Origin of the sequence: Pseudomonas serboccidentalis (assembly GCF_028830055.1) — a bacterium.
In the GTDB taxonomy this organism is placed as follows: Bacteria; Pseudomonadota; Gammaproteobacteria; order Pseudomonadales; family Pseudomonadaceae; genus Aquipseudomonas; species Aquipseudomonas serboccidentalis.
Genome location: NZ_CP101655.1, coordinates 24,858 through 49,070, shown reverse-complemented (window position 1 = coordinate 49,070; position 24,213 = coordinate 24,858). Strand labels below are relative to the sequence as shown.

Sequence of the window (24,213 nt, the reverse complement as noted above, 5' to 3'; positions counted from 1 at the left end):
CTGCGATCTTTTGATCTTGTTTTTAAAATCAAAGTCAAAAGATCGCAGCCTTCGGCAGCTCCTACAGGGGATTTTCGGTGTCTGGTTAAGCGGGGTAACCGGTGATCTTGCGGATGCTCTGATAAAGCGGCTTGAGCTGGCGGTACATACGCAAATACACCTCTTTGTATAAGCGCTCGTAGACTTGCTGCGCCTCGGGTTGCGGAGTGAATACCGTCCCGACTCGAGTCATCGCAGCTATCGCCGCCGGGAAATCCGCGTACAACCCCAACCCCACCGCACAGCAAATCGCCGCGCCCAATCCGGACGCTTCATACACATGCGGACGCTCCGCCGGCAGGCCAAAAATATTCGCCGTGAGCTGCATCGCCGCATCGCTCTGCGAGCCGCCACCGGCCACCCGCAGACGCTTGATCGAGACCTTCGAGCGCTTCTCGATCTTCTCCATGCCCTGACGCAACGCGTACGCGAGCCCCTCCAGAATCGCCCGGTAAATGTGCGCGCGGGTGTGTACATCGCCGAAGCCGATCATCGCGCCTTTGGCCTCGACGCCCGGCTCGCGAATCCCCGGCGACCAATAGGGTTGCAGCATCAAGCCCATCGACCCCGGCGGCACCGCGTTGACCAGTGCATCGAACAGTTGCTCCGGCTCGATGCCCTGCTCTTTGGCCTGCTGCATCTCGCGCAGGCCGAACTCGTTCTTGAACCAGCTGACCATCCAGTAACCGCGATAAATCATCACCTCGCAGTTGTATTGATCCGGCACTGCCGACGGATACGGCGGGATCAACGGGACGATTTCCAGATAGCGCGAGCGGGTGCTGGTGATCGTCGCGGTGGTGCCGTAGGACAGGCACACCGTGCTCGTGTCGACCACGCCAGAACCAACCACTTCACAAGCCTTGTCAGCGCCCGCCGCAATCAGCGGCAAGCCCTCGGGGATCCCGGTGTGGCGGCTGGCTTCGGCGCTGATGTAGCCGAGGGTTTCGCCAGGTTTGTGCAAGGTCGGCAATTGCTCGGGACGCACCGCCAGCGCCTGCCATTTCCAGTCGCTGGGCGCGGCCCATTTCAGGCGTTTGAAATCGAATGGTAGATAGCCGACGCAGCAGCCCACCGAGTCGACAAAGCGTCCGCACAGGCGATGGGTGAGAAACCCCGAGAGCAGCAAAAACTTGTCGGTCGCCGCCCATACATCAGGCTGGTGTCTGGCGATCCAGTTGGCCTCGGCCTGGGCGCGAAAATAATCCACGGTGGCCTGCGCGCCGACCAGTTTGAACAGCCAGCCCCATGGCCCCTTGATTCCGCCCTCGACTTCACTCTGGCGCTGATCGAGCCACAGAATCGCCGGGCGCAGCGGCTTGCCCTCGGCATCGACGTTGATCACCGTGCCGCGCTGGGTGGTCAGCGATACCCCGGCAATCTGCGAACGATCAATCCCGGTTTGCGCCCACACCTGTTGGCAAGCCTCGCCGAGTTTCGCCCAGTAATATTCCGGATCCTGCTCAGCCCAGCCCGGTTGCGTCGAGAAGTAAGCCTGCAACTCGACCTTGCCTTTGCCCAGCAGATTGCCCTGCAGATCGAAAAGCAATGCGCGCACGCTTTGGGTGCCGTTGTCGATCGCCAGCAGGTAACGCTTGTGCGGGTGGTTATCCATGGCGCTCTCTTCAAGGGGCATCAAGGCGTGGCCTCCGGCAAACCGTGATGGCGCTGCCACAACGCTCGGTAACGCTGCAGCTCTTGCTGCCAGTGTGCATCGTCCCAGCCCAGGCGTGGCTGGCACAACTGGCGAATGGCGACGAAATGATCTTCGCCACCACGCGCCAGCAACAGGCCCAGACGGGTGCGGCGCAGCAACAAATCATCGAGGTGCAGGACCATTTCCGCTTCGCAGGCGAAGGCCAGTTCTGCCCACAAGGTGTCGGTGTTGCCGACAGTTTCGCGCCCCAACTCGGTGATCAACTGCGCCAGCCTCGGCAGGTCACGACCGTGGCGTCCGGCCAGACGTCGCCACTGTTGCGGGCTGAGTCCGGGGATCGGCAGTGGCGCTACCGCGGCAAAAACCGCTGCGCCGTCATCGTCGAAATCGCGGCCAAGCATGTCGGCACAGGCCTTGAGCACTTCGATGGCCTGCGGGCGAAACGTGGTCAGTTTGCCGCCGGCCAGAGTCACGCAACCCGGCTCCTGCCACAGCACGTGCTCACGGGTTTCGTTCGACGGTTTGTCTTGAGGCGCGCCGGCACTGCCGACCACCGGGCGTACGCCTGACCAGGTCGAGAGCACATCGCTGGCGACCACTTCAGCGCCGGGAAATTGTTGCTGGCAAGCGGCGAGCAGATAGTCCAGTTCTTCTGCGCTGATGCTCGCGCTCTGATCCAGATCCTCGCGATGATCGAGATCGGTGGTGCCGACCACGGTCGCGCCTTCCCAGGGAAAAACGAACACCGGCCGACGGTCGCGCTCATGCAGAAAAGTGAACGCCTGCGCCACCGGCAGGCGCCAGCCCGGCAGCAGCAAATGACTGCCCCGCAGCGGGCGCAATTGCCTTGGCGCCTCGGGCAAACGCAGGCGTTCCGCCCACGCCCCGGTCGCCACCGCCAGCACGCCACAGCGTAATTGCAGCGACCCGCCGGCTTCGCAGTCTTCAATCTGCACCCCGCACACCCGCCCGTCTTCGCGCAGCAACTGTTCGACGCGCACGCCGTTGAGCACCACCGCCCCATCGGCCCGCGCTTCGCTCAACACGCGCATCACCAGCCGTGCGTCATCGGTCAGCGCATCGACAAAACAAGTGCCACCGAGCAGATCGTTTTCCTTCACCCCCGGCGCCAGAAAACGCAGTTGCTGCGCGTCATGAAAACAATGGCTGCGCCGCCCCGCCAACGCGTCATACACCGACAACAAACCACCGAGCACCCGCGGCCCGGGAAAGCCGCCGCGATAGTGCGGCATCATGAAACTCATCGGTTCCACCAGCCCCGGCGCTTCGTCGAGCAGACGCTGGCGTTCGCGCACCGAATCGCGGGTCAGACGCCACTGACCCTTGGCGATGTAGCGCAAACCGCCGTGAACCATTTTCGACGATCGGCTGGAGGTGCCCCAGGCGAAGTCCCGTTGTTCCAGCAGCAGACAACGCCAGCCATGTCGCGCCGCTTCGCGCAGGATGCCGGCACCGCTGATGCCGCCGCCGATGACGATCAGGTCCCAGGTTTCGGCCGCCAATGTCGGCAGAATCTGCTGGCGCCACGCGGCGTTCCAGTCCTGATTCATGGTCATCACTCCGGCAACAACGTGCCGGGGTTGAGGCGCCCGGCCGGATCGAAGTGCTTGCTCAGCGCCTGCAAGGTGTCCATCGCCAGCGCGCCTTTTTCACGCAGCAGGTACGGCGCGTGATCCTTGCCGACGCCATGCTGGTGGCTGATGGTGCCGTGGTTGTCGACGATGGTCTGGCTGGCCGCGTGCTTGAGCGCCTGCCAGCGCGCCAGCGTCGCCGGGTAATCCGCCGCCGGACGAAACACGTAGGTGGTGTAGATGCTCGAACCTTCACCGTAGACATGGGACAGGTGGGTGAACACATGCACCCGCTCGCCCTCCGCCGCCAGGGCGTCGCGCAGGCTGTTTTCGATCAGGTTGAGCAGGTGGTCGACGTTGCTCCAGTCGGTGGCGGTTTCCAGGGTGTCGACCACGTAACCGGCGTTCCACAGGTTCTCGCGCAGGTAGGGGAAACGGAAGCGGTTCTGCGCCCACTTCTTGCCGAGCAAGGTGCCAGTGAATACGCCGCCGAAGGCTTTCAGATACTGCCGGGCCTGGGTCAAGGACAACGCGTTCTGCCGACGATTGCCGGTCACGCCGAAGGTCAGCAGGCACTTGCCCTCACCGGCGCCGCGCAGGCTCAGGTACTTTTCCAGCCAGGCGATTTGCTGCGGATGGCCGGCCAGCGCCAGTTGGGTTTCGGTTTCCACCGCATTGGATAAACGCAGCATCGACAGCGGCACCCGCGCCTGCGCCAACTGGCGGATCGCTTGCAGCGCCTTGCTCCAACTGGGCAGGAACACCCCGTAGAAACGCTCATCGGCGGGCAACGGACTGACCCGCACCTTCACCTCGGAAATGATCCCGAAACGGCCCTCGCAGCCGAGCACCACTTCGCGCAGGTCAGGGCCCGCCGCCGAGGCTGGGAAAGTCGGAATGTCCAACGGTCCGGCAAAGGTTTCCAGGGTGCCGCCGGCGAACAACTGCTCGATGCGCCCGTAGCGCAACGACTGCTGACCACTGGAGCGACTGGCGACCCAACCGCCCAGCGTCGACAGCTCCCACGACTGCGGGAAATGCCCCAGCGTGTAGCCCCGGGCGCGCAGCTGACTTTCCACCTGCGGGCCACTGGCACCGGGGCCGAACGTCGCCAGTTGGCTGACCTCGTCGAGGTCGATCAGGCGATTCATCCGCGCCAGCGACACCGTCACCACCGGCCGCGCCGAGTCCGGCGGATTGATGTGCCCGGCCACCGAGGTGCCGCCGCCGTAGGGAATCAGACACAGGTCGCACTCATGGGCCAGCGCCAGCAACTGGCGGATCTGCTCGGCGGTTTCGGGGAACGCCACGGCGTCGGGATAATTGCCCAGTGCGCCCTCGCGCAGCGCCAGCCAGTCCGGCAGGCTCTGGCCCCGGGCGTGCAGCAGTCGATCATGGGCATCGACGCTGTACAAGGCGTGCGGCGCCAGCCGCGAGACTGGCACCTGCGCCAATGCCGCCTCCAGCGTGGCATCGGGCAGCGCGCGCCCGGCCCCCAGCCGTTCATTGAGAAAACTCGCGCCCTGGGCCGGCAGTTCGACCACCGTGGTTGCATCTCCCCAGCCGTTCCAGCGTCGCATGCGTGTGTCCTTCTTATGCTGTCTGATCAGTGATGTGGCAGGCCTCCATACTAGTCAGCGGCCAAAAAGTGTCACGGTCGCATCCGGCCAGTTCGAGTAGCCAATTGAGTCAAACGTCGCGCAAGTGCCAGCCATTTACTTTAGCCGTGGTTTCAAATTACCTTTCAGCCATTCATTCGCTCATGCAGGCCTTGATCAAGGGAACTGGATCATGCAATCGCTCGGCTTCACCTCCGTTCCGCCGCTGCTCAAATACGTGCGCCATGCCGAGCAATTGGGCATGGCCATCGAGCCGGCGTTGGCGGCGGCCGGTTTGCAGGGGGCGCAGTTGAGCGACAACACCCTGCGCCTGCCGGGTGAGGTGCATGAGCGCCTGCTGGATTACTTCTGCGAACACTCGGGCGATCCGCTGTTCGGTCTCAACGCGGCGAACTTCGTCTTGCCCAATTCCTGGAGCGTGCTGGGTTACATCACCATGAACTGCGCGACCCTGGGTGAGGCCATGAGCCGGATCATGCCGTTCGAAAAACTGGTGGGCGACATGGGCGTCAGCCGTGCCGAAGTGCAGGACGGCCACGTGCACCTGATCTGGACTTGCCGCTACGAGCGCCCACGGATCCGTCGGCATCTGGTGGAAAACGTCCTCGGTTCGTGGCTGCACTATGCACGCTGGATCGCCGACACGCAGATGTCGCCCGCCGCCGTGTGGCTGGAACATTCCTGCCCGGCCGAGACCACCCCGGCGCAGTACGAAGCCTTTTTCGCTTGCCCGGTTTTTTTCGATAAACCTTATTCAGCGCTGATCGTGCCGCTGCCGTACCTGCAATTGCCGTTGCGCCAGGCCGATGCGCAATTGCTGCGCACTCTGGAAGAACACGCGATGGGCCTGATGGCGACGCTGGAGGATGCGTCGCTGCAGCAGCGGGTCAAAAGCATCCTGCGCCAGTTGCTCAAGGAAGGCTTGCCGCGCAAGGAACAGGTGGCCGAGCAACTGGCAGTGTCGGTGCGTACGCTGCAACGCCAGTTGCATCAGGCGGGGACGTCGTATCAGCAAATCCTCGATGACCTGCGCCAGGAGCTGGCCGAGCATTACCTGTTGAACAGCACACTGCCGATTCAGGACATTGCGCAGTATCTGGGGTTTACCGAACCACGGTCGTTTCACCGCACGTTCAAGAGTAGGCGCGGAATGCCGCCGGGAGAGTTTCGGCAGATGCATCGGGGGTGACGGGACTGGCGCCATCGCGAGCAGGCTCACTCCTACAGTTGAACTTCAGTGAACGCAGATTTTGTGTTCGGCACAGCTCACTGTAGGAGTGAGCCTGCTCGCGATGAGGCCAGCCGCCATAACGCAATAAACATTTTTTTGCGCAGATGTTTAAGGACACTCAGCGTTACGCGAAACCACCCACAAATCCTTGCGCCGCTGCCTACGGCTAAGCCAGAATCCGCCGGCTTGTGCGCCTTGGAGCCCATCGGTAACTTGATTCCGTCACTGATTCCCAGTGATCGGGTTTAGTAGCCCGAGGTAATTCGGTTGGTCGTACATTCATCACAGGTGCTGCATACCTGAGCTTGATGGTGGCTGTACGTAGGGCGCTTCGGCGCGCCGGCTTAAGCTGAGTTCCCCGGTCTACTAACCTGCGTACAGCTGCCACCCTTTCGTTTAGTAGCAAAGGGGCTGGCGCTCAATAACGGGAACACAGCCTATGTTCAAAGTTACGCCAAACCCACCGGACACCGATCCGGCCTCCCCCTACGAAACTCCCGAATCAAAGAAATTCCACGAAGCCGCCGAGCGTGCGCTCGACCACTATCTCGGCCCGCCGGCGCCCGCCATCATGGCCACCCCTTACCAGCCCAATCGCCTCTACATGGCCAACCCGGCCAGTGGCACCGAACCGTTGCTGGCCGACGCTTGCGAAACCCTTGGTTCGGCCACCGTCATGCTCAACGACTTCGCCGGCCTGCTGGAAGGCTCGCACCGCAAGACCCTGCAAGGCATCGCGCAGGTGGTGATGGTGGCGGAAATCGCCGTCAATCGCGTGCTCGATACGTTAGTGCCGACCGAATAACGAAAAAGCCCGCTGCCAGACCTTAATGGTTGGGCAGCGGGCTTTTTTGTATGGCTCGGCTCAGAGACTGATCGCGTTGGTAAACACCAGTCGATTACCAAACGGATCAGCAATCGTCATGTCTTGGCTCCCCCACGGCATCGCCTGAATCCCCGGGTGCGAGAACTTGTAATCCTTGGCCAGCAATTGCTGCTCAAACGCCTCCAGCTCATCGGTCTCGATGCGCAACGCCGAACCCGGCGTCGCATCGCCATGATGCTCGGACAGGTGCAGCACGCACTCGCCACGGGACACCTGCAGATACAACGGGAAGTTGGCTTCGAAGCGATGCTGCCAATCGATCTTGAAACCGAGGAAATCAACGTAGAATTCCAACGCCTTGGCTTCATCGAAGATCCGCAGGATCGGGGTGGTTTTGCCGAAGCTCATGGGGTGCTCCCTGACTGATTGACCCAAGAGTGTCACTGGGCTGGATGTCAGCGATTCGGCTTGGTTTCGACATTCTTTAATCTCAGAGTGCCACTATGGGGCACAGATCAAAAGATCGCAGCCTGCGGCAGCTCCTACAGGGGCTTGACAATCAATTGAAACCTTCGCGCAAATCTCCGTCCCGCGCTAAAAACCGCCCTTCCCGGCGACCATTGGCCTGTCCGTCGCGATAGCTCAGCACGCCATTGACCCACACCCCATCAATCCCCTGCGCCGCCCGCTGCGGGTCGTGGAAATCCGCCACGTCACGCACCGTCGCCGGATTGAACAACACCAGATCCGCCCAATAACCTTCACGAATCTCGCCGCGCGCCTTCAAGCCAAAGCGCGCCGCCGACAGACCGGTCATCTTGTGCACAGCAGTGTGCAGCGGAAACAACCCGACATCGCGACTGAAATGTCCGAGCACCCGTGGGAAAGCACCCCACAGGCGCGGATGCGGGAACGGATCCTCCGGCAGTCCGTCAGAACCGACCATCGACAGCGGATGCGCGAGGATTTTTCGTACGTCCGCCTCGTCCATGCCGTAGTACACGGCGCCCGCCGGTTGCAGGCGCTTGGCCGCTTCCAGCAGCGGCACATTCCATTCGGCGGCGATGTCGATCAGATCGCGACCGCTGACGTGCGGATGCGGTGTCGACCACGTGATGGTGATGCGATGGGCATCGGTGACTTGCTTCAGATCCAGCGTCGAAGAACTCGCCGCATAGGGATAGCAATCGCAACCCACGTGCTGGGTTTTCGCGGCCTCCTCCAGCGCCGCGAGCAACTGCGGACTACGCCCCCAGTTACCGACACCGGCGCATTTGAGGTGGGAAATGATCACCGGGGACTGTGAGTGGCGACCAATGCTGAACGCTTCGTCCATCGCCTCCAGCACCGGCTCGAATTCACTGCGCAGGTGGGTGGTGTACACCGCGCCGAATGCCGTCAGTTCTTCGGTCAGTTGTTTCACTTCATCGGTGGACGCGTTGAAAGCGCTGGCGTAAGCCAGGCCTGTGGATAAACCCAAAGCGCCATGCTCCAGGCTGTCGCGCAATTGCTCGCGCATCGCGGCGATTTCGTCTGGCGTGGCGGTGCGGAACAGGTCGTCGAGGTGATTGCTGCGCAGTGCCGTATGGCCGACCAGTGCGGCGACGTTGAGCGTGGTGTTCGCCGCTTCGACGGCAGCGCGGTAATCGCTGAAACGCGGATAGACGAAGGCCGCCGCCGTGCCGAGCAGGTTCATCGGATCCGGCGGATTGCCTTTCAAACTCACTGGCGAGGCGCTGATCCCGCAGTTGCCGACAATCACCGTGGTCACGCCCTGGCTGAGCTTGGGCAGCATCTCGGGCTGGCGGATGACCACGGTGTCGTCGTGGGTGTGCACGTCGATGAAACCCGGTGCGAGCACGCGGCCGGCGGCGTCGATTTCTTCTGTGGCGCGGGCATCGTGCAGGTCGCCGATGCGCTCGATGCGGCCGTTGAGCATCGCCACATCGGCGCGGTAGCCCGGCGTGTTGCTGCCATCGATGACCAGGGCGTTGCGAATCAGCGTGTCGTACTGCATGTCAGTCTCCCAGCGGCAGGTGATCGTCGCCGCCACGGTATTCGTCGAGGGCGAGTTTGATCCGCCGCAGACGCTCTTGATTGTCTTCAGGACTGGCCAGCGCCAGCTCGGTGGCGAGCACGTCGATGGCCAGCAGCATGCCGTAACGCGCCGCCGTCGGTTTGTAGATGAACGAGGTTTCCGCGCCTTGCAGCGGCAGGAGGATGTCGGCCAATTCGGCTAGAGGCGATTCGGCGCGGGTGATGGCGAGGATGCGGGCGCCGTAGTTGCGCGCCAGCCCGACAGTTTCCAAAAGCTCCGGGGTGATGCCGGTCAGCGAGCAGACAATCAGCACCTGTTCGGCGTTCAGGCTGGCAGCGGTGACGCGCATCATCACCGCGTCGTGACACACCGCAATCGGGTAGCCGAGGCGCACCAGCCGCACCTGCAACTCATCGCTGCACAGGGTCGAGCAACCGCCCATGCCGAACGCATGAATCATCCGCGCCTGGCCGAGCATTTTCACCGCATCGGCGAAGCGTGATTCGTCGAATCCGGCCAGATGCTGGCGCAGCGTGGTTTCGATATCGCCGACAATCTGCCTGTAGAACGCCGACTGTTCAGGCGTACCCGCCGGGTCGAGAAAACGACTGCCAACGCCGCTGGCCTGAGCCAGTTGCAGGCGCAGATCACGCAGGTCGCGGCAGCCAACCGTGCGGGCGAAACGCGACAACGTGGCGGTGCTGACCTCGGCCCGTTGCGCCAGATCTTCGAGGCTGGCGCTCGCGGCAAAGCCAACATCGTCGAGCATTAACCGGGCAATACGCCCCTCGCCGGCGCTGAAGGAGTCCTGACGGGCGCGGATCTGATAAAGGATGTCCATGGCGGCTGGCTCCGGTTACAGCAGGTAAGAAAGGCCGACGGTCAGACCGAAGGCGACCAGTGAGATCAGCGTCTCGAGCACGGTCCAGGTCTTGAACGTCTGCGCGACCGTCATGTTGAAGTATTCCTTGATCAACCAGAAGCCGCCGTCGTTGACGTGGGAAAAGATAACCGAGCCGGCGCCGGTCGCCAGCACCAACAGCTCCGGGTGTGGATAACCCAGACCAATGGCCACCGGCGCGACCACGCCGGATGCGGTGGTCATGGCCACGGTCGCCGAACCGGTGGCGACCCTCATCAACGCAGCGAACAGCCAGCCCATGATCAGCGGCGACAGGTGAAATTCGTGGGCCAGACCGACGATCTGATCGGTCACGCCGGCGTCGACCAGAATCCGGTTCAAGCCGCCGCCGGCGCCCACCAGCAAGGTGATGCTGGCGGTCGGTGCCAGGCACTCGTTGGTGAATTTGAGGATCGATTCACGGTTGAAACCCTGGGCAATGCCCAGCGTCCAGAAACTCAACAAGGTCGCCAGCAACAGCGCGATCACCGAGTTGCCGATGAACAACAGGAACTGGTTGAAACCGCTGCCCGGCGTGGAAATCAGGTTGGCCCAGCCACCCATCAGCATGAGCACTACCGGCAACAGAATGGTCGCCATGGTGATGCCGAAACCCGGAAGTTTGTCGCGCGGTTCGCGGTCGAGGAATTGTTTTTCCAGTGGGTTATCCGCCGGCAGTTGAATGCGCGGCACGATGAATTTGGCGTACAGGGGGCCGGCGATAATCGCGGTCGGAATGCCGATGGCAATCGCATACAGCAAGGTCTGCCCAACCGATGCCTGATACGCCTGCACCGCGAGCATCGCCGCCGGGTGCGGCGGCACCAGCGCATGCACCACCGACAGACCGGCAACCATTGGCAGGCCAACCATCAGAATCGACACACCCACCCGCCGCGCCACGGTGAAGGCAATCGGCACCAGCAACACAAAGCCCACCTCGAAGAACAGCGGCAAGCCGACCAGAAACGCGATACAGACCATCGCCCAATGCGCATTTTTCTCGCCGAATTTCGCGATCAGCGTGCGCGCCATCTGCTCCGCGCCGCCGGATTCGGCCATCATCTTGCCGAGCATCGTCCCCAGCGCGACCACCAGCGCAATATGCCCCAGCGTCTTGCCTACCCCGGCCTCATACGCCCCCACCACAGCCGACGGCGGCATCCCCGCCACCAATGCCAGACCGATGGAAATCAGGGTGATGACAATGAATGGATTGAGCCGGTAACGGGCGATCAACACGATCAACGCAATGATGGCGACGGCGGCATACATCAGCAGCCAATAGCCGAAGGAAGGCGTCATGCGGTACTCCTCGAAAGGGTCACGTTCGAATGGGTTGTGAAACTCATAAATCATTTCGAGATCGAGTTTTCAAACGCCATGAAAGTAATTTTCGTAGAGAGATAAGGCGTGTCGCTAACGGATATGTCTTGTCGTGATGAATGAAAATCACGGGGCGGGATTTACATGTTCCTCTGCCGAATGCAAAAACCTGCAGGAGTGAGCCTGCTCGCGATAGCGGTGCGTCAAAACATGACTGTTTGACTGATACACCGCTTTCGCGAGCAAGCCCGCCCCCACAAGTGAACCGCATTCTGGCCGAAGGAATGCGATCAACCTATGGGAGCGGGCTTGCTCGCGAATGGCTTCACACGGTGTAGCGTGGACTCACACCATCTCGTTACGAATCCAGTCCACCACCGACGTACGCTTCGGCGCCCAGCCCAGCAGTTCGCGGGCGTGTTTGCCGCGTACGCGGCTGTTGGAGCCGAGGCCGTAGTTGGCCATTTCGTAACCCCATTCGGCTTCGGCGTCTTTCAGCGGCCAGTCTTGTGGCTGGCCGAGGTTCAGGGCTTGGGCCATGGCGGTGGTCATGTCGATGAACGAGGCTTCGCCGCTTTCGACGAAGTAGAAGGTGCCCGGCACGTTCCTGGTCAGCGCCAGCAGGTACAGGGCGACGACGTCTTCGATGTGCACGTTGGACCAGATGTTCTGCCCGGTCCCGACATGGCGCACCACACCGCTCTTGCGGGCCTGCTTCAACAATCGCGGCAGTTGCACGCTGTCGCGATGCACACCCAGGCTGTGGCCGTAGATCAGCGTGTTGCAGATCACCGCCGAGTTCACGCCATCCTTCGCCGCCGCGAGGATCAAGTTGTCGATCGCCACGCGGGCAGCTTTGTCGACAGTAGGCTCCGGCAGGTTGTCTTCGAAGTAGATGACGTCGCTGGATTTGCCGCCCGAGGCATCGCCGACGATGCTCGATCCGCTGGTGTGCAGGAACACTTTGTTCGACCCGCGCAAGGCGTCGAGCAAGGCTTCGACGGCGCCACGATGGTCGCTGCTGGCGGCGTTGATCACCGCATCAGCGACGCGGGCCTGATCGGCCAGCAGCGTGCTGTCTTCGAGGGTGCCGATCACCGGAGTGATGCCCAATGCCTTGAGCTCATCAGCCTGTTCGGCGCTGCGCACCAGGCCTGTGACAGTGTGCCCGGCCTGGACCAGGCCGGTGGCGATGGAGCCGCCGATAAATCCGGCAGCGCCAGTGATGAATACGTTCATGGAGAAACTCCCTGCGTGAATAAGTGATGCAGCGAGTATCGACCGGTAACCCGAGCGGAAAAACCCGCCACCGACCAATTCACTCTTGCGCAGGGGTCACGAATCAGCCTTTGAAGTCGGCGCTGGCGTAGGCCGCGAGTTTGCTCTGAATAAAGTCGAGGAAGCACTGAATGCGCAGCGCCAGTTGCGAGTTACGGTAGTACACGGCGTTGATCGGCTGGCGATAACCGCTGTTGAACTCCGCCAGCAGCACCTTGAGGCGCCCGGCGCGAATGTCGTCGATGGTCATGAAGTGCGACAGGCAGGCAATGCCCTGCCCTTCCAGCGCCAGATGGCGCACGGTCTCGCCACTGGAGGCGCTGATCGCCGGGGTGATCGGCCAGCGGTCGCCATGCACGTAACGCAGCGGCCATTGGTTGAGGCCTTCGTTGTGGGTGAAACCGAGCAAGGTGTGTTCGCTCAAGTCGGCGACTTGCTGCGGTGCGCCGTGCTTCTCCAGATACGCCGGACTGGCGACGATCAATAGCGGACTGCAACCCAGCGAGCGCGCATGCAACGTGGAGTCGGCAAGGGTGCCGATGCGGATGGCGACGTCGGTGCTTTGTTCCAGCAGATCAATGATCAGGTCGTTGCTGTTGAGTTCGAGCTGGATGTCCGGGTACAGCCCGCGAAACTCGTCGATGTAGGGCACGATGGCGTGCAGCATGAAGGGCGACGCGGCGTTGATTCGCAGGCGTCCGGACGGAGTTTGCTGGCGAGAGGACAGACGCTCTTCGAGGGCATCCATCTGATCGAGGATCAGCTTGGCCTGCTCGAAGAAGTACTTGCCCTCCTCGGTCAGGTCCATGCGCCGCGTGGTGCGGTTGATCAGCGTGGTGTCGAGTTTGGCTTCCAGCCGCGACAACGTACGGCTGACCGCCGACGGCGTCTGCCCGACCTGCTCGGCGGCGGCGGAAATCGAACCGCACTCGATCACGCAGACGAAAATCTGCAACTCATCGGATCTGGCTTTCACGGGTATCCTCTTTGACATCGCCAAGATCGCAGCCTTCGGCAGCTCCTACATGGAAAGGGGTTCCTGTAGGAGCTGCCGAAGGCTGCGATCTTTTGCTGTTACCACCGATAGTAGCCCGAAACCACTCAGGCCTTCAGACCAAACACCTCGGTCAAATGCTGCTCATAACGCGCCACATCAGCCTCGATGTTCGGACGTTTCATCACATCCACACAGAGGAACGTCGGCAGACCGCTCATGCCGAGGAACTCGTTGGCCTTGTGAAACGGAAAATACACCGCGTCGACACCCTTGGCTTCGAAGAAGTCGGTCGGGTCATCAAAGGCTTGCTGCGGTGCGTTCCAGGTCAGCGACAGCATGTATTGCTTGCCCTGAATCAGGCCGCCGCTGCCGTACTTCTGCGACGCGTCGGAACGGGTACGACCATCGCTGGCGTAAAGGCTGCCGTGGCCTTCGGTGAAGACTTCGTCGAGGTACTTTTTGACGGTCCACGGCGCGCCCATCCACCAGCCCGGCATCTGATAGATGATCACGTCGGCCCAGAGGAATTTGGCGACTTCTTCAGCAACGTCGTAGCCCTCGTCGATGAAGGTGGTTTTGACATCCAGGCCGCCGCGATCGAGCACGCTCAGCGCGGTTTCGTGCAGGGTGGCGTTGTAACGACCGTCGGAGTGGGCGAATTTCTTGCCGCCATTGAGCAACAACACTTTTTTCATGAGAACGCCTCGCGCAGCCATTGGGCTGGAGAAAGATGGGAAAACGAATGGCGGCAGGTTAACCACCCATCTCGCGCGGAATAAGCCGCGTCGGCGCAAAATACATTTGATCAAAAAGCACGAATCGAATGCCGATTGTTGCAATAGCATTCTCGGCCATCTGCATTTGAGGAGTTGTTTTGATGAGTGAACACCACGGTTTCATCCTGCACGCCAAGACCCGCCCGGAAAAAGCCGAGGCCTTCGAAGCGCTGTTTCGCGCCTATGTCGAGCCGAGCCGCGCCGAACCCGGCTGTATCGAGTACCACATGCTGCGCGACAAGCAGGACCCGACGCTGTTCATCTTTTACGAGATCTGGGAAAGCCAGGCGCACCTGGACGTGCACTCGAACCTGCCGCACATGCGCGAGTTTTTCGACAACCGCATGGCGTACCTGGAGCGCGATTTCGATATCCGTCGGATCGACATGCTCAGCGCGTCGTCGGCTAACCGCTGATCAGCAGATGGGCGCCGAGCGCGCCCAGTCCGAGAAAAAACACGCGCTTGAACAGCACGGCGCTGATCCGCTGGCGCAGCCATTGGCCGAACCACATGCCCAGCAATGCCGGGATCAGCGCCAGCAGCGAGGCACTCAGCTCGCCACCGCCCAGCGCACCGCGCCACAACAACCCAGCGGCCAGCGCCAGGGTCGAGACCGTGAACGACAGGCCCAGCGCCTGCACCAACTGATCGCGGTTCAAGCTCAGCGCTTGCAGATACGGCACCGCCGGGATCACGAACACCCCGGTGGCCGAAGTGATCACGCCGGTGATCACTCCGCACACCGGACCGAGCCACGGTTCATGCCGAGGGCTGACCTGCAGCGTCGGCAGCAACAACCCGCTCAACGCATACAGCAGCAACGCCGCGCCCAGCCCGCGCACCACCCAATGTCCGCCCGCCATGCCGATCGACAAGGTGCCAATACCGGTGCCGAGAAAGATCATCAGCAGCATCGGCCACAGGCGTTTGATCAACCCTCTCAAATGCCCGCCGAATGCCAGTTGCCAGACATTGGTCAGCGTTGCCGGAACGATCAGCAGTGCCGCAGCCTGCGACGGCGCCATAGCCAGACCGAGCAGCCCCATGGCAACCGTGGGCAGGCCGAGGCCGATCACACCTTTGATCAGGCCGGCCAGGACGAACGTGACGAGGACCAGCAAGGACAAGGCCAGGCCGAGGTTTTGGTAGAAATCTGCGAGTGTGTTCATGGCGCTACTGTGCGCCTTGGGTGGTGGGTTGAAAATCTGCCATATACTGAGGGTGCCTCTGCCAATGCAAGAGGCTTAATAATTCATTGAGGCGACTGGCCCCATCGCGAGCAGGCTCACTCCTACAAGTTTCGTGCTCGCCGCCAATCCAATGTGGAAGCGAGCCTGCTCGCGAAGAGGTCTGTCCAGACACTACAAAAACCACAGGCTGCCCATGCACTTCGACCTCACCGACCTGCGCCTCTACCTGCACATCCTCGACAGCGGCAACATCACCGCCGGCGCCGCCCGCAGCCATCTCTCGCTCGCCGCCGCCAGCGCCCGCATCCGCGCCATGGAAGCCTCGCTGGGCACTGATTTGCTGCAGCGCGGGCGCCGTGGCGTAACCCCGACACCGGCCGGCAAGGCGCTGGCCCGCCACGCGCGGATCCTCCTGCAACAGGCCGAACGCCTGCAGCAGGATCTGGCCGACTATGCCAAGGGCGTCAAAGGTCAGGTACGCCTGTTGTGCAACACCACGGCCATCACCGAATACCTGCCAGAGGTGCTCGCAGACTTTCTGCGCGACCATCCCAACCTTGACATCGATCTGCAGGAGTTGCCCAGCGCCCGCATCACCCATGCCCTGCGGCAAGGCGCGGCGGACCTGGGGATCGTCTCCGATGCGGTCGATACCCGCGATTTGCAGACCCTGGCCTTTCGCGCCGATCCGCTGGTGCTGATCGCGCCGCGCGGCCATCCGCTGGCCGCGAAAACCGCGCTGAGCTTCGCCGAAACCCTGAGCCATGACTACGTGGCCCTGGGCACCGACAGTGCGCTGGCGATTCATCTGGAAGAACAGGCGCTGCATGTCGGCCAGCGCATGGCCATCCGCATTCGCGCTGACGGCTTCGATGGCCTCATGCGCATGGTTACGCGCGGGGTGGGACTGGCGATCGTGCCCAGGGTCGCGGTTGAGCGCTGGCCTTCGACGGACGCGTTTACCTGTGTGCCGCTGGACGACGCCTGGGCCAACCGCACGCTGCATCTGTGTGCGCGCGATTTCGCGCACCTGCCGGCCTATGCACAGGCCCTGCTGAATGCGTTGGCACCTTGACTCTACCGCTAGGGGCAGACTCTATGCTGTGAGCTTCTTTTCAGGAGTACACACGATGAGCAAACGAATGCTCGTGATTCTGGGTCACCCCTCCAACGACAGTTTTTGCGGAGCATTGAGCGATACTTACGTCCAGGCGGCCAAAGACGCCGGGCATGACGTGCGCCTGATGCGTCTGGACGCATTGGACTTCGACCCGGTCTTGCACGAGGGCTACAACAAGGTTCAGCCGCTGGAGCCGGATCTGCTGCAGGCGCAGGCCGACATCACCTGGGCCGAACACCTGACTTTCGTTTACCCGATCTGGTGGGGCGGGATTCCGGCCCTGATGAAGGGCTTCCTGGACCGCATCTTCCTGCCCGGATTTGCCTTCAAGTACCGCGAGGGCAAAGCCTTCCCGGACAAACTGCTCAAGGGCCGCACGGCGCATCTGCTGGTGACCATGGACACGCCGTACTGGTACTACAAATGGGTCTACGGCATGCCGGGGCTGCACCAGGTGCGCAAGACCACGCTGGAATTCTGTGGGATCAAGCCGATCAAGACCCTGACGTTCGGCCCCATGATCGGCTCCAAGCCCAACCAGCGCGACACCTGGCTGGAGCAGGCCCGGGCCAGCGCCGCTTTCTGACGCTGGCGCACCTGTTCACCTGACGGCGCAGCCGCCGCCGTCAGTCCCTTTCACGGGCTCTTGCCGACCCCGTCCGTCAGCTGTGCGCATCATTTACGCACAGTTGCAACCTGCCGATGCTATTCACCCTATAATCGCCCGCCGATCAGGCTTCAAACCTGGTCCCGCTACGCCCTGTTTGATCATCGAGACGGATCTTTATGTATATCGGCAAAGCCGCCCAGCTGTCGGGCACCACAGTCAAAAGCATTCGCCATTACGAGGAAATCGGCCTGCTGCCGCAGCCCAAGCGCGAAGGCAAATACCGGATCTACAGTCAGGAAAGCGTCGAAGTGCTGACGTTCATCAAGTGCGCCCAGCAATTGGGTTTCAAGCTCAAGGAGCTGCAGGTCATCCTCAACAACTACCGCGGCGACGAATTCCCCTGGGACATGGCCCAGCATGCCATCGCCCAGAAAAAAGCCGAGCTGGTGGCCCAGATCGGCGATTTGCAGCAGTTGTACGATGGTCTTGAAGCGTTTGAAACCAATCTTCACGAAGCGCGACAGGAATGCCAGTTCGAGCGCATCGCCCGGCAAGGGGAAAAAACCCCGGGCGCTACGCTGAACTGAAAACCCTGTTGCGACGCCTGACCCGGTTCGCCTGTCGTATCAGGGCAGGCGGACCCGGCTTATCGGCACTCAGCCCGGCACTGCCTCGCCGACCTCTGGTTGCCCTTGAGCAGGTCGGGCAACCGGCGCAATCGCCGCAAAGAACCACGGCGACACCAGCGTCACCAGGACAATGGTCATGACGCCGCTGGAGAACAGTGCCATCGCCACCAGCGCCCCCAGGTCGACAATCGGCTTGAAGTCGGAAAACAGCAGCGCCATGAAGCCCACGGAAAAGATCACCACGTTGATCACCGTCGAGCGGCCGACGCTGTGCATCGCCTGCAGGATCGCCGCATCGATTTCGATGCCCTGCTGCACCAGCAGCTTGATGCGCGACAGCAGGTGCACCGCGTAATCGACCACGCCCACCACCAGGAACGTCACCAGCGTCGTGCCGATGTTCAGTTCGATATTGAACAGGAACATGAAGCCGTAGACCGTTACCGACGTGGTCAACAGGGTCAACATGCCGAGGACGCCGAGCCGCACCGACTTGAGCCAGTACATCATCATCAGCGTGACGACCAGCAGCGCCAGGGAAAAGCTCAACACCTGGCCCTGGGTGATTTCCTGCAGTACGCCGGTCCAGATCAACGGGGTGCCGGCGTGGGTCACTTCCAGGTTGGCCGGTTTGTTCACCAGCAGCCAGGCGTCGAGGCGATCGAGCATGCCTTGATAGTCACTGGCGACCGACGAGGTCATGGTGTACAGGGTCAAGGCCTTGGAGAAGTCGGCGTTGAGCACGTTGTTCAGGTCCGAGCCGCCACCGTTTTCGAACAGCATCACGTGCTGCTCGATCAGTGAATTGCCCGGTACTTCAAAACGTTCGACCTGCCCGTCGTCATTGACGGATGTCACCTTTTCCATGGCGTTGGGAACGCGCAGGTAGTCAGGGTTCATGTCGTTGAGCACCAGGTTCATGCGCTTGACGTAGGTGGCCAGCGAGTAGCCGTAACTCACGTGCGGCTGCTGCTTGATGAAGTGGTCGAGCTTGTCGATGAACTGCACCACTTCGGTGGTCAGCACCCCGCGCGGTTCCTTGCTGTCGATCGCGATCCAGCCCGGCGCCGTGCCCGCGACCTTCGCGTGGTTGATGAATTGATCGGATACGCGAATGTGGCTCTCAGGCTTGAAGTAGGCGATGCCCGAGTCTTCGATATCGACGCGGAAGGTGAACACCGTGGCCAGCGCCAGCAAGGGCAGCATGAGCATGAGAATCGGCTTGCGAAAGCGGATCATCCAGGCGCAAAACGCCACCAGATAACGCGAGATGATCGATTCCTTGTGGGCCTCGACCTTGGCCTGCGGCGCCTGATCCTTGCCCCAGATGGAAATCCACGCCGGAATCAGCAGCAGTGAAATGATCAGTGCCGCCGTCAGGCCGATGGACATGAACACGCCGAAGTTGCGGATGCTGACGATGTTGTTGGTGGTGGAAATCATGAACGTGGCGATGGTCGTCACCGTCGTCAACACCACCGGCACCACCATCAGGCGCTGGGTTTCGCGATTGGCCTCACGGTTGCTCTTGCCGGCGTTTTTCTGCTCGTAATATTCGGCCATCACATGGATGGCGTCCGAGCAGCAGATGGTGAACAGAAACACCGGCAGCACGCTGGTCAGCAGATCGAACGGCACCCGCAACAGCGCCATCAGCCCCAACGTCCAGATGGTGCAGAACAGGATATTGAACAGCGGCAACAGCACGCCCAGCGGCTTGCGGAAGAAGAACATCAGCAGCAGGGTGATCAGCAGAAACACGATCGGAAACAGCACCGCCAGGTCATGGTCGATGATTTCCTGCTGGGCGGCGATGAAGATCGGCATGCCGGCAATGAAAATATCGTCCTTGTACTCGGGATGCTCGGCCTGGTACTGCGCGACGATGCCACGCACGATCTGATAAGCACGCAGTTGCGCCTGGGCGTCGTCCTGCTTGGTGCCGAGCTCGGCCACCAGCATCGCGACTTTCTTGTCCTTGGATACCACCCCGTCGACCATCAGCTCGTTGCCCATGATCTGCGACTCGACCACGGCCGGGTCCATGTCGTAGGCATTGAGGGTCTTGTGGATCAACAACTCGCCGTCGTCGGTCAGGACGATATTTTCCAGATCCCCCATCGAGGCCATTTCGCGGATCGGGTTGATCCGCTCGGCGAGGAAGGTCAGGAACAGCTGATCATGGGCATCCCAGTTCTGGCTCTGCGCATGGTCACGCAAGGCCTTGGCCTGGGCGTAATCGTTCTGGGAAAAGCCGTCCTCGAGGATGTCCCGGGTCAACAACTGCGCGCGGCTGTCGTTCGGGTACCTGGCGACGATTTGCGCCAGCTGCTCCTTGTCGGCATCGTTGGCCAGAATCATCTTGCGCACCGACTGCGACATCGAAAACAGCGCGTTGAGCGTCTGTTTGTTGAACACCGTCTGCGGATTGTTCAGCGCCACCATCACCGAGTCGAACGTACCGGTGAATTCATCCTGCAAATCGATGATGGTCTTGCGCGCCGGATGGCTTTCCTTGAGCAGATAAGGGTTGGTGTCCGAAACCAGCGCGCCCAGCGTATAGGTGAAATACGCGGTAATCGCCACCAGCAGGAAAACAATCGCCCGCGCATAGCGCTCGACGAAATTCAGATATCTTTCCATGATCATGTGTTCCAGGGTCGTCGGGAGCGGCGCTTAGCGGGCGGACACGGAAAATTCCGGCAGGTCACCGGTTTTCAGGCCGCGCTTGATCGCGGTCTGGGTAAACAGTCGGTCTTCCAGCGGGACGTTGTACTGCAGCTGGTTGAAGCGCATTTCCGAGCGGGTGCCGTCGATGAAGTGCTCGGTTTCACTGAGCACGATGCTGTCGATCGTGTCGATGGTCTCGACCTTCTGCGTACGCATCTGCTTGATCAGCACGCCTTTGACGTCGAAGAAGTCCTGACGCATGACCAGGAAATTCTGCTTGTCGATCCACACCTTGAGTTTGTTGTAGCCGGTCTTGGCCAGCACTTCGGAGGATGCCGGTTCGCGCTCGATCACGTAGCAGTCGCGGCCCTTGATCTGCTCCTCGCCAACGAGTTTCTGCGAGTAATCCTTGACCCGGATCTTGTCCAGGTCGGCATAGGAATACTCGCTGCCCATGAACGAACCGCGCTTGTCGGTGGTGGAGATGCGGCGCGTCTGGCGGCTGACCGGCAGGTACATCCACTGGCTGTCTTCCAGGCCCAGAGTCTCGTGGGGGTTTTCGATGTGGAACGCGACATCGCGCACGTCGGTGGGCGCGGAGAAATACATGCTGAATTTGTCGCTGTCCGGGTAGTCCTTCTGCAGGTAGGTGAACTCACGAACACGGGTATTGCCCTTCTTGTCGTGGAGAATCAGCGAGACCTGAGACATAAAGCTTTTACCGTCATTGCGTTCGCGCACCTGACGAATGATTTCATCGGCATTGCTGCCATCGGCAGCGCTGGCGCAGACGCCACTGAGGATCAACGCGGTGGCGGTCAGACTTTTCAAAAGCGGCAACATTGGAATTCCCTTTTCGTCGGATAAGTACATTTATTGGCGCCTGCGCCACCGGCGGCAGGCAGGTGTCACGGGTTAAAACAGATAGCCGGCGGACAGCCGCACTTGATCGCGCTTGCTGTACGCGCCGAAGGTCCTGTCGGGCTTGCCGAAGAACACATCCACTTCCAGCCCGAGCTTGATGTAGTCCACCGGTTTGTAGGTGAAGATGCCCTGCAACAACGCGTTGTCCTTGAGCGGCGGCGAGGCGGCCGCCACCAGTCGGCTCTTGAGCCGGTCTTGTAAATGGGTGCCTTCGGCCGACAGGGTGAACAGCGGCTCGCGCTTGTCCTGCAACATCCCGTCCTGCCAGTCGAGCAACACCTGCTCCTGCCATTGCGCGGAGATCAGCCAGTCACGCCACAGGTAGTCGACCCCCAGCAGTGATTTGACCATTGAGGTGCTGTCGGCCCCGTAGGCGCGGGTCGGATTGGTCACGCGCCAGTTATCGAACCAGGCGACTTCGCTGCGCACCACGATGCTGTGCCCGGCATCGATCGCCAGCCCCGCACCGCCCATGGTGTAACGCGGGAACTGCCGTTCGAGGCGCGTGCGGCCGTCATCGGCCAGGCCTTCGACGGCGTACACCGGGTCCTGCTGGCGCGCGCTCAGCGCCACGAAACTGGTGTCCACCGCACCGATCCGGCCATTGGCACTCAGGCCGTAGGAATAGCCCTTGTCGCCGTCATAACCGGGTTTGGAATCAAGCAGGAAATACTCGGGATCCGGTGCCGCAAACAACGGCGCGGCGAATTCGCTACCCGCCACTGGCGGCCGGTTCTTGACGAAGTCAGTGATCCACAGCGCCTCCAGCTCCCACTCGCCCACGGGCTGCGCCACGCGCACCATCGGCACGGCGATGCGGCTGTCTTCGAGCAGCGGGGTCAGACCGTCGCGGTAGTCCAGCGGGTTGATCTGGTCCAGCACGCGCAATTCATCCGCGCGCCCCCAGACCACCTGTTGCCAGCCGACCGTCACTTCACCGTCGCCCAGCGAATGGCCGACATACAGATGCCGCCAATCGGCGTCGAAGCGATACTTTTCCCGGGCCCGTTCGCTGTACGGATTGTTGCCGTCGTAGCGCGCGTCATAACGCACACGGCCCTTGGCCTTGTAATAGCCGCCGTCCCAGTTGTCCTCCAGATTGGCTTTGAAATACATGGCCTTCTGCGTGACCTGATCGTCACCGTGCAGGCGCAGGGCCGTGGCCACGCCGATTTCGGCGTCGGCGTAATCGGGCTTGAGGTCGTCGACCTCCAGGGCCGCGAAGGCCGCCGGAGCGGCCACGCATGCCCACACCGTCCACGCGATGCGGTTGATAGATCCTGGCATCGCTACATTCCCAACCCGACGCCGCCATCGATCACCAGGCTCTGGGCCGTGACCCCTCCCGCTTCAGGACTGGCCAGATAACGCACCATCGCGGCCACTTCTTCGCTCTGGATGAAGCGGCGCATCGGCAGTTTTTTCTTCGCGTTGCGCACGATCTGTTCCTGGGTCAGCCCGGCAATCGCCGCTTGCGTCGCCAGTTCGCCCTGCAGCATCGGCGTATCGATCCACGCCGGCAGAATCGCGTTGACCGTGATCTGCCGCGACGCCAGGTCCAGCGCCAGGGCCTTGGTCATGCCGACGATGCCGTGCTTGGACGCGCAGTACGCGGTATTGCGCACCTTGCCAGCACGGCCGAGGATCGAGGACATGTTGATGATCCGCCCGCGATCCGGCATCAGCGCCAGGCACAACGAGGTGACGTAGAACGTACCGTTGAGGTTGACCGAAATCACCTTGTGCCAGTTATGCCGATCCTCAGGCTCGTTTTCGTTGCAGATACCGGCGCTGTTGACCAGCACGTCGACCTGCCGGACCTGGGTGCCGAGGTGCTTGAAAAACGCTTCCATGGCCGGCAGGTCGGCGATGTTCGCCGCATGGGTCTCGACCCGCGCCTTGATCCGCTCCTGCTGCTCATCCACCCAGGTCTGCAGTTGCGGCAAGTCGAGGTCCAGCAGGATCAGGTGATTGTCGCCATTGGCCGCGAAGTCCTCGGCGACGGCACGGCCGATGCCCTTGGCCGCACCGGTAATCAGAATGGTGCGGCTCATGGCATTTTCAACCCGCCGTTCACCGGCAGGACCTCCCCGGTCAGGTACAGGCCACGGTCGGCGAGGTACAACACCGCTTCGGCAATCTCCTGCGGTTCGGCATAACGCTTGATCAGCAGCCGCGACTGGATTTGCTCCTCCTGGCTACCGATCAGCGCGGTGCTCATCTCGGTCTTGACGATCCCCGGTGCCACCGCATTGACCCGGATGTTGCGCGGCGCCAGCTCGACCGCCAGCGCGCGGGTCATGGCCTCGACACCACCCTTGGCCGCAGCGTAGTTGCTCTGGCCTTTGCCGGGCTTTTGCGCCGCCACCGAACTGATATTGACGATGCAGCCACTGCGCTGGCGCAACATGCCCGGCAGCACTTGCTGACAGCAGAGCAAGGTGCCGACCAGGTTGGTCTGGATCACGTCCACAATGTCACGGGCGGGCATCGTCGCCAGCAAGCCGTCACGGGTAATGCCGGCGTTGTTGACCAGCAGATCGACACGCTGGAAATGCGCCTCGACCCGCCCGAAGAACGACTGGATGCTGTCGCCGCTGCTGATATCGCATTGCAGCGCCAGACAATCCACACCCGATGCCTGCACCTCATCCCGCAAGGCCATCGCGGCCACTTCATCGCGCACATAACTGAACGCGATGTGATAACCGGCTCCTGCCAGCGCCAGGACAATGGCCCGGCCGATGCCACGGCTGCCGCCGGTCACTACTGCTACTTTGTTCGGCATG

22 protein-coding genes are annotated in these 24,213 nt (G+C 61.6%); 6 read left to right on the top strand and 16 right to left on the bottom strand.

The window, feature by feature from the left end; translation table 11 throughout:
- Positions 1 to 85 precede the first annotated feature (85 nt).
- The 3 genes from NN484_RS00195 to NN484_RS00185 are packed head-to-tail and all read right to left on the bottom strand — an operon-like array spanning position 86 to position 4,868.
- Complete coding sequence (locus tag NN484_RS00195) at positions 86 to 1,654, bottom strand: FGGY-family carbohydrate kinase (RefSeq protein WP_274659343.1); 1,569 nt, start codon at positions 1,652 to 1,654, stop codon at positions 86 to 88.
- A 20-nt stretch (positions 1,655 to 1,674) separates the two neighbouring features.
- Positions 1,675 to 3,267 (bottom strand): glycerol-3-phosphate dehydrogenase/oxidase, encoded by a 1,593-nt coding sequence (locus NN484_RS00190; RefSeq protein ID WP_274658388.1) that lies wholly within the window; start codon positions 3,265 to 3,267, stop codon positions 1,675 to 1,677.
- A gap of 5 nt (positions 3,268 to 3,272) precedes the next feature.
- A complete protein-coding gene (locus tag NN484_RS00185) occupies positions 3,273 to 4,868 on the bottom strand; it encodes an FAD-binding oxidoreductase (protein WP_274658387.1) in 1,596 nt (531 codons plus the stop codon).
- Between the two features lie 211 nt (positions 4,869 to 5,079).
- On the opposite strand from NN484_RS00185, the gene gliR reads away from it, so the two are divergent.
- Entirely contained in the window at positions 5,080 to 6,096 is a 1,017-nt protein-coding gene (gene gliR, locus NN484_RS00180) for an AraC family transcriptional regulator GliR (RefSeq protein WP_127650118.1), read from the top strand.
- Between the two features lie 481 nt (positions 6,097 to 6,577).
- Positions 6,578 to 6,943 (top strand): DUF6124 family protein, encoded by a 366-nt coding sequence (locus tag NN484_RS00175; protein ID WP_274658386.1) that lies wholly within the window; start codon positions 6,578 to 6,580, stop codon positions 6,941 to 6,943.
- Positions 6,944 to 7,003: 60 nt separating this feature from the next.
- Here NN484_RS00175 and NN484_RS00170 read toward each other — a convergent pair whose 3' ends face one another.
- From NN484_RS00170 to mdaB, 7 genes are all read right to left on the bottom strand, one after another.
- Positions 7,004 to 7,372 carry a glyoxalase superfamily protein gene (locus NN484_RS00170; protein ID WP_127650122.1) on the bottom strand — a complete coding sequence of 123 codons (369 nt, stop codon included), beginning with the start codon at positions 7,370 to 7,372 and terminating at the stop codon, positions 7,004 to 7,006.
- 151 nt (positions 7,373 to 7,523) lie between these two features.
- On the bottom strand, positions 7,524 to 8,981 hold the full coding sequence (locus NN484_RS00165) for an N-acyl-D-amino-acid deacylase family protein (protein WP_274658385.1): 1,458 nt from the start codon (positions 8,979 to 8,981) through the stop codon (positions 7,524 to 7,526).
- Position 8,982: 1 nt separating this feature from the next.
- Positions 8,983 to 9,843, bottom strand: coding sequence for a MurR/RpiR family transcriptional regulator (locus tag NN484_RS00160; protein WP_274658384.1), 861 nt, complete (start codon positions 9,841 to 9,843; stop codon positions 8,983 to 8,985).
- Positions 9,844 to 9,858: 15 nt separating this feature from the next.
- Complete coding sequence (locus NN484_RS00155; protein WP_215501907.1) at positions 9,859 to 11,208, bottom strand: GntP family permease; 1,350 nt, start codon at positions 11,206 to 11,208, stop codon at positions 9,859 to 9,861.
- Positions 11,209 to 11,574: 366 nt separating this feature from the next.
- Positions 11,575 to 12,468 carry an NAD-dependent epimerase/dehydratase family protein gene (locus NN484_RS00150; RefSeq protein WP_274658383.1) on the bottom strand — a complete coding sequence of 298 codons (894 nt, stop codon included), beginning with the start codon at positions 12,466 to 12,468 and terminating at the stop codon, positions 11,575 to 11,577.
- A 103-nt stretch (positions 12,469 to 12,571) separates the two neighbouring features.
- Positions 12,572 to 13,483 (bottom strand): LysR family transcriptional regulator, encoded by a 912-nt coding sequence (locus NN484_RS00145; protein WP_027614142.1) that lies wholly within the window; start codon positions 13,481 to 13,483, stop codon positions 12,572 to 12,574.
- Positions 13,484 to 13,608: 125 nt separating this feature from the next.
- Positions 13,609 to 14,199, bottom strand: a complete 591-nt coding sequence (mdaB, locus tag NN484_RS00140) for an NADPH:quinone oxidoreductase MdaB (RefSeq protein ID WP_215501910.1) — start codon at positions 14,197 to 14,199, stop codon at positions 13,609 to 13,611.
- Positions 14,200 to 14,381: 182 nt separating this feature from the next.
- On the opposite strand from mdaB, the gene NN484_RS00135 reads away from it, so the two are divergent.
- Positions 14,382 to 14,696, top strand: a complete 315-nt coding sequence (locus NN484_RS00135; protein WP_274658382.1) for a putative quinol monooxygenase — start codon at positions 14,382 to 14,384, stop codon at positions 14,694 to 14,696.
- On the opposite strand, the gene NN484_RS00130 is transcribed toward NN484_RS00135, so the two are convergent.
- Positions 14,686 to 15,450 (bottom strand): sulfite exporter TauE/SafE family protein, encoded by a 765-nt coding sequence (locus tag NN484_RS00130; RefSeq protein ID WP_274658381.1) that lies wholly within the window; start codon positions 15,448 to 15,450, stop codon positions 14,686 to 14,688. The two genes, NN484_RS00135 and NN484_RS00130, sit on opposite strands and share 11 nt — an antisense overlap.
- 214 nt (positions 15,451 to 15,664) lie before the next feature.
- On the opposite strand from NN484_RS00130, the gene NN484_RS00125 reads away from it, so the two are divergent.
- The 3 genes from NN484_RS00125 to NN484_RS00115 all read left to right on the top strand — a co-directional run bounded on the left by NN484_RS00125 (position 15,665) and on the right by NN484_RS00115 (position 17,788).
- Complete coding sequence (locus tag NN484_RS00125; protein WP_274658380.1) at positions 15,665 to 16,546, top strand: LysR substrate-binding domain-containing protein; 882 nt, start codon at positions 15,665 to 15,667, stop codon at positions 16,544 to 16,546.
- Positions 16,547 to 16,601: 55 nt separating this feature from the next.
- Complete coding sequence (locus tag NN484_RS00120; protein ID WP_127650140.1) at positions 16,602 to 17,177, top strand: NAD(P)H-dependent oxidoreductase; 576 nt, start codon at positions 16,602 to 16,604, stop codon at positions 17,175 to 17,177.
- Between the two features lie 200 nt (positions 17,178 to 17,377).
- Positions 17,378 to 17,788, top strand: a complete 411-nt coding sequence (locus tag NN484_RS00115; protein ID WP_215501914.1) for a MerR family transcriptional regulator — start codon at positions 17,378 to 17,380, stop codon at positions 17,786 to 17,788.
- 69 nt (positions 17,789 to 17,857) lie between these two features.
- Here NN484_RS00115 and NN484_RS00110 read toward each other — a convergent pair whose 3' ends face one another.
- The 5 genes from NN484_RS00110 to NN484_RS00090 form a co-directional block, all read right to left on the bottom strand.
- Positions 17,858 to 20,473 carry an efflux RND transporter permease subunit gene (locus NN484_RS00110; RefSeq protein ID WP_274658379.1) on the bottom strand — a complete coding sequence of 872 codons (2,616 nt, stop codon included), beginning with the start codon at positions 20,471 to 20,473 and terminating at the stop codon, positions 17,858 to 17,860.
- Between the two features lie 33 nt (positions 20,474 to 20,506).
- Positions 20,507 to 21,343, bottom strand: coding sequence for an outer membrane lipoprotein-sorting protein (locus NN484_RS00105; RefSeq protein WP_274658378.1), 837 nt, complete (start codon positions 21,341 to 21,343; stop codon positions 20,507 to 20,509).
- A 72-nt stretch (positions 21,344 to 21,415) separates the two neighbouring features.
- The gene (locus NN484_RS00100) at positions 21,416 to 22,711 is read right to left on the bottom strand and encodes a DUF1302 family protein (protein WP_274658377.1); all 1,296 of its coding nucleotides are present in this window, start codon (positions 22,709 to 22,711) and stop codon (positions 21,416 to 21,418) included.
- Between the two features lie 2 nt (positions 22,712 to 22,713).
- The gene (locus NN484_RS00095) at positions 22,714 to 23,478 is read right to left on the bottom strand and encodes an SDR family oxidoreductase (RefSeq protein WP_274658376.1); all 765 of its coding nucleotides are present in this window, start codon (positions 23,476 to 23,478) and stop codon (positions 22,714 to 22,716) included.
- On the bottom strand, positions 23,475 to 24,212 hold the full coding sequence (locus NN484_RS00090; RefSeq protein ID WP_215501918.1) for a 3-oxoacyl-ACP reductase family protein: 738 nt from the start codon (positions 24,210 to 24,212) through the stop codon (positions 23,475 to 23,477). The genes NN484_RS00095 and NN484_RS00090 overlap by 4 nt, the downstream gene beginning before the upstream one ends.
- Position 24,213: the final 1 nt, after the last annotated feature.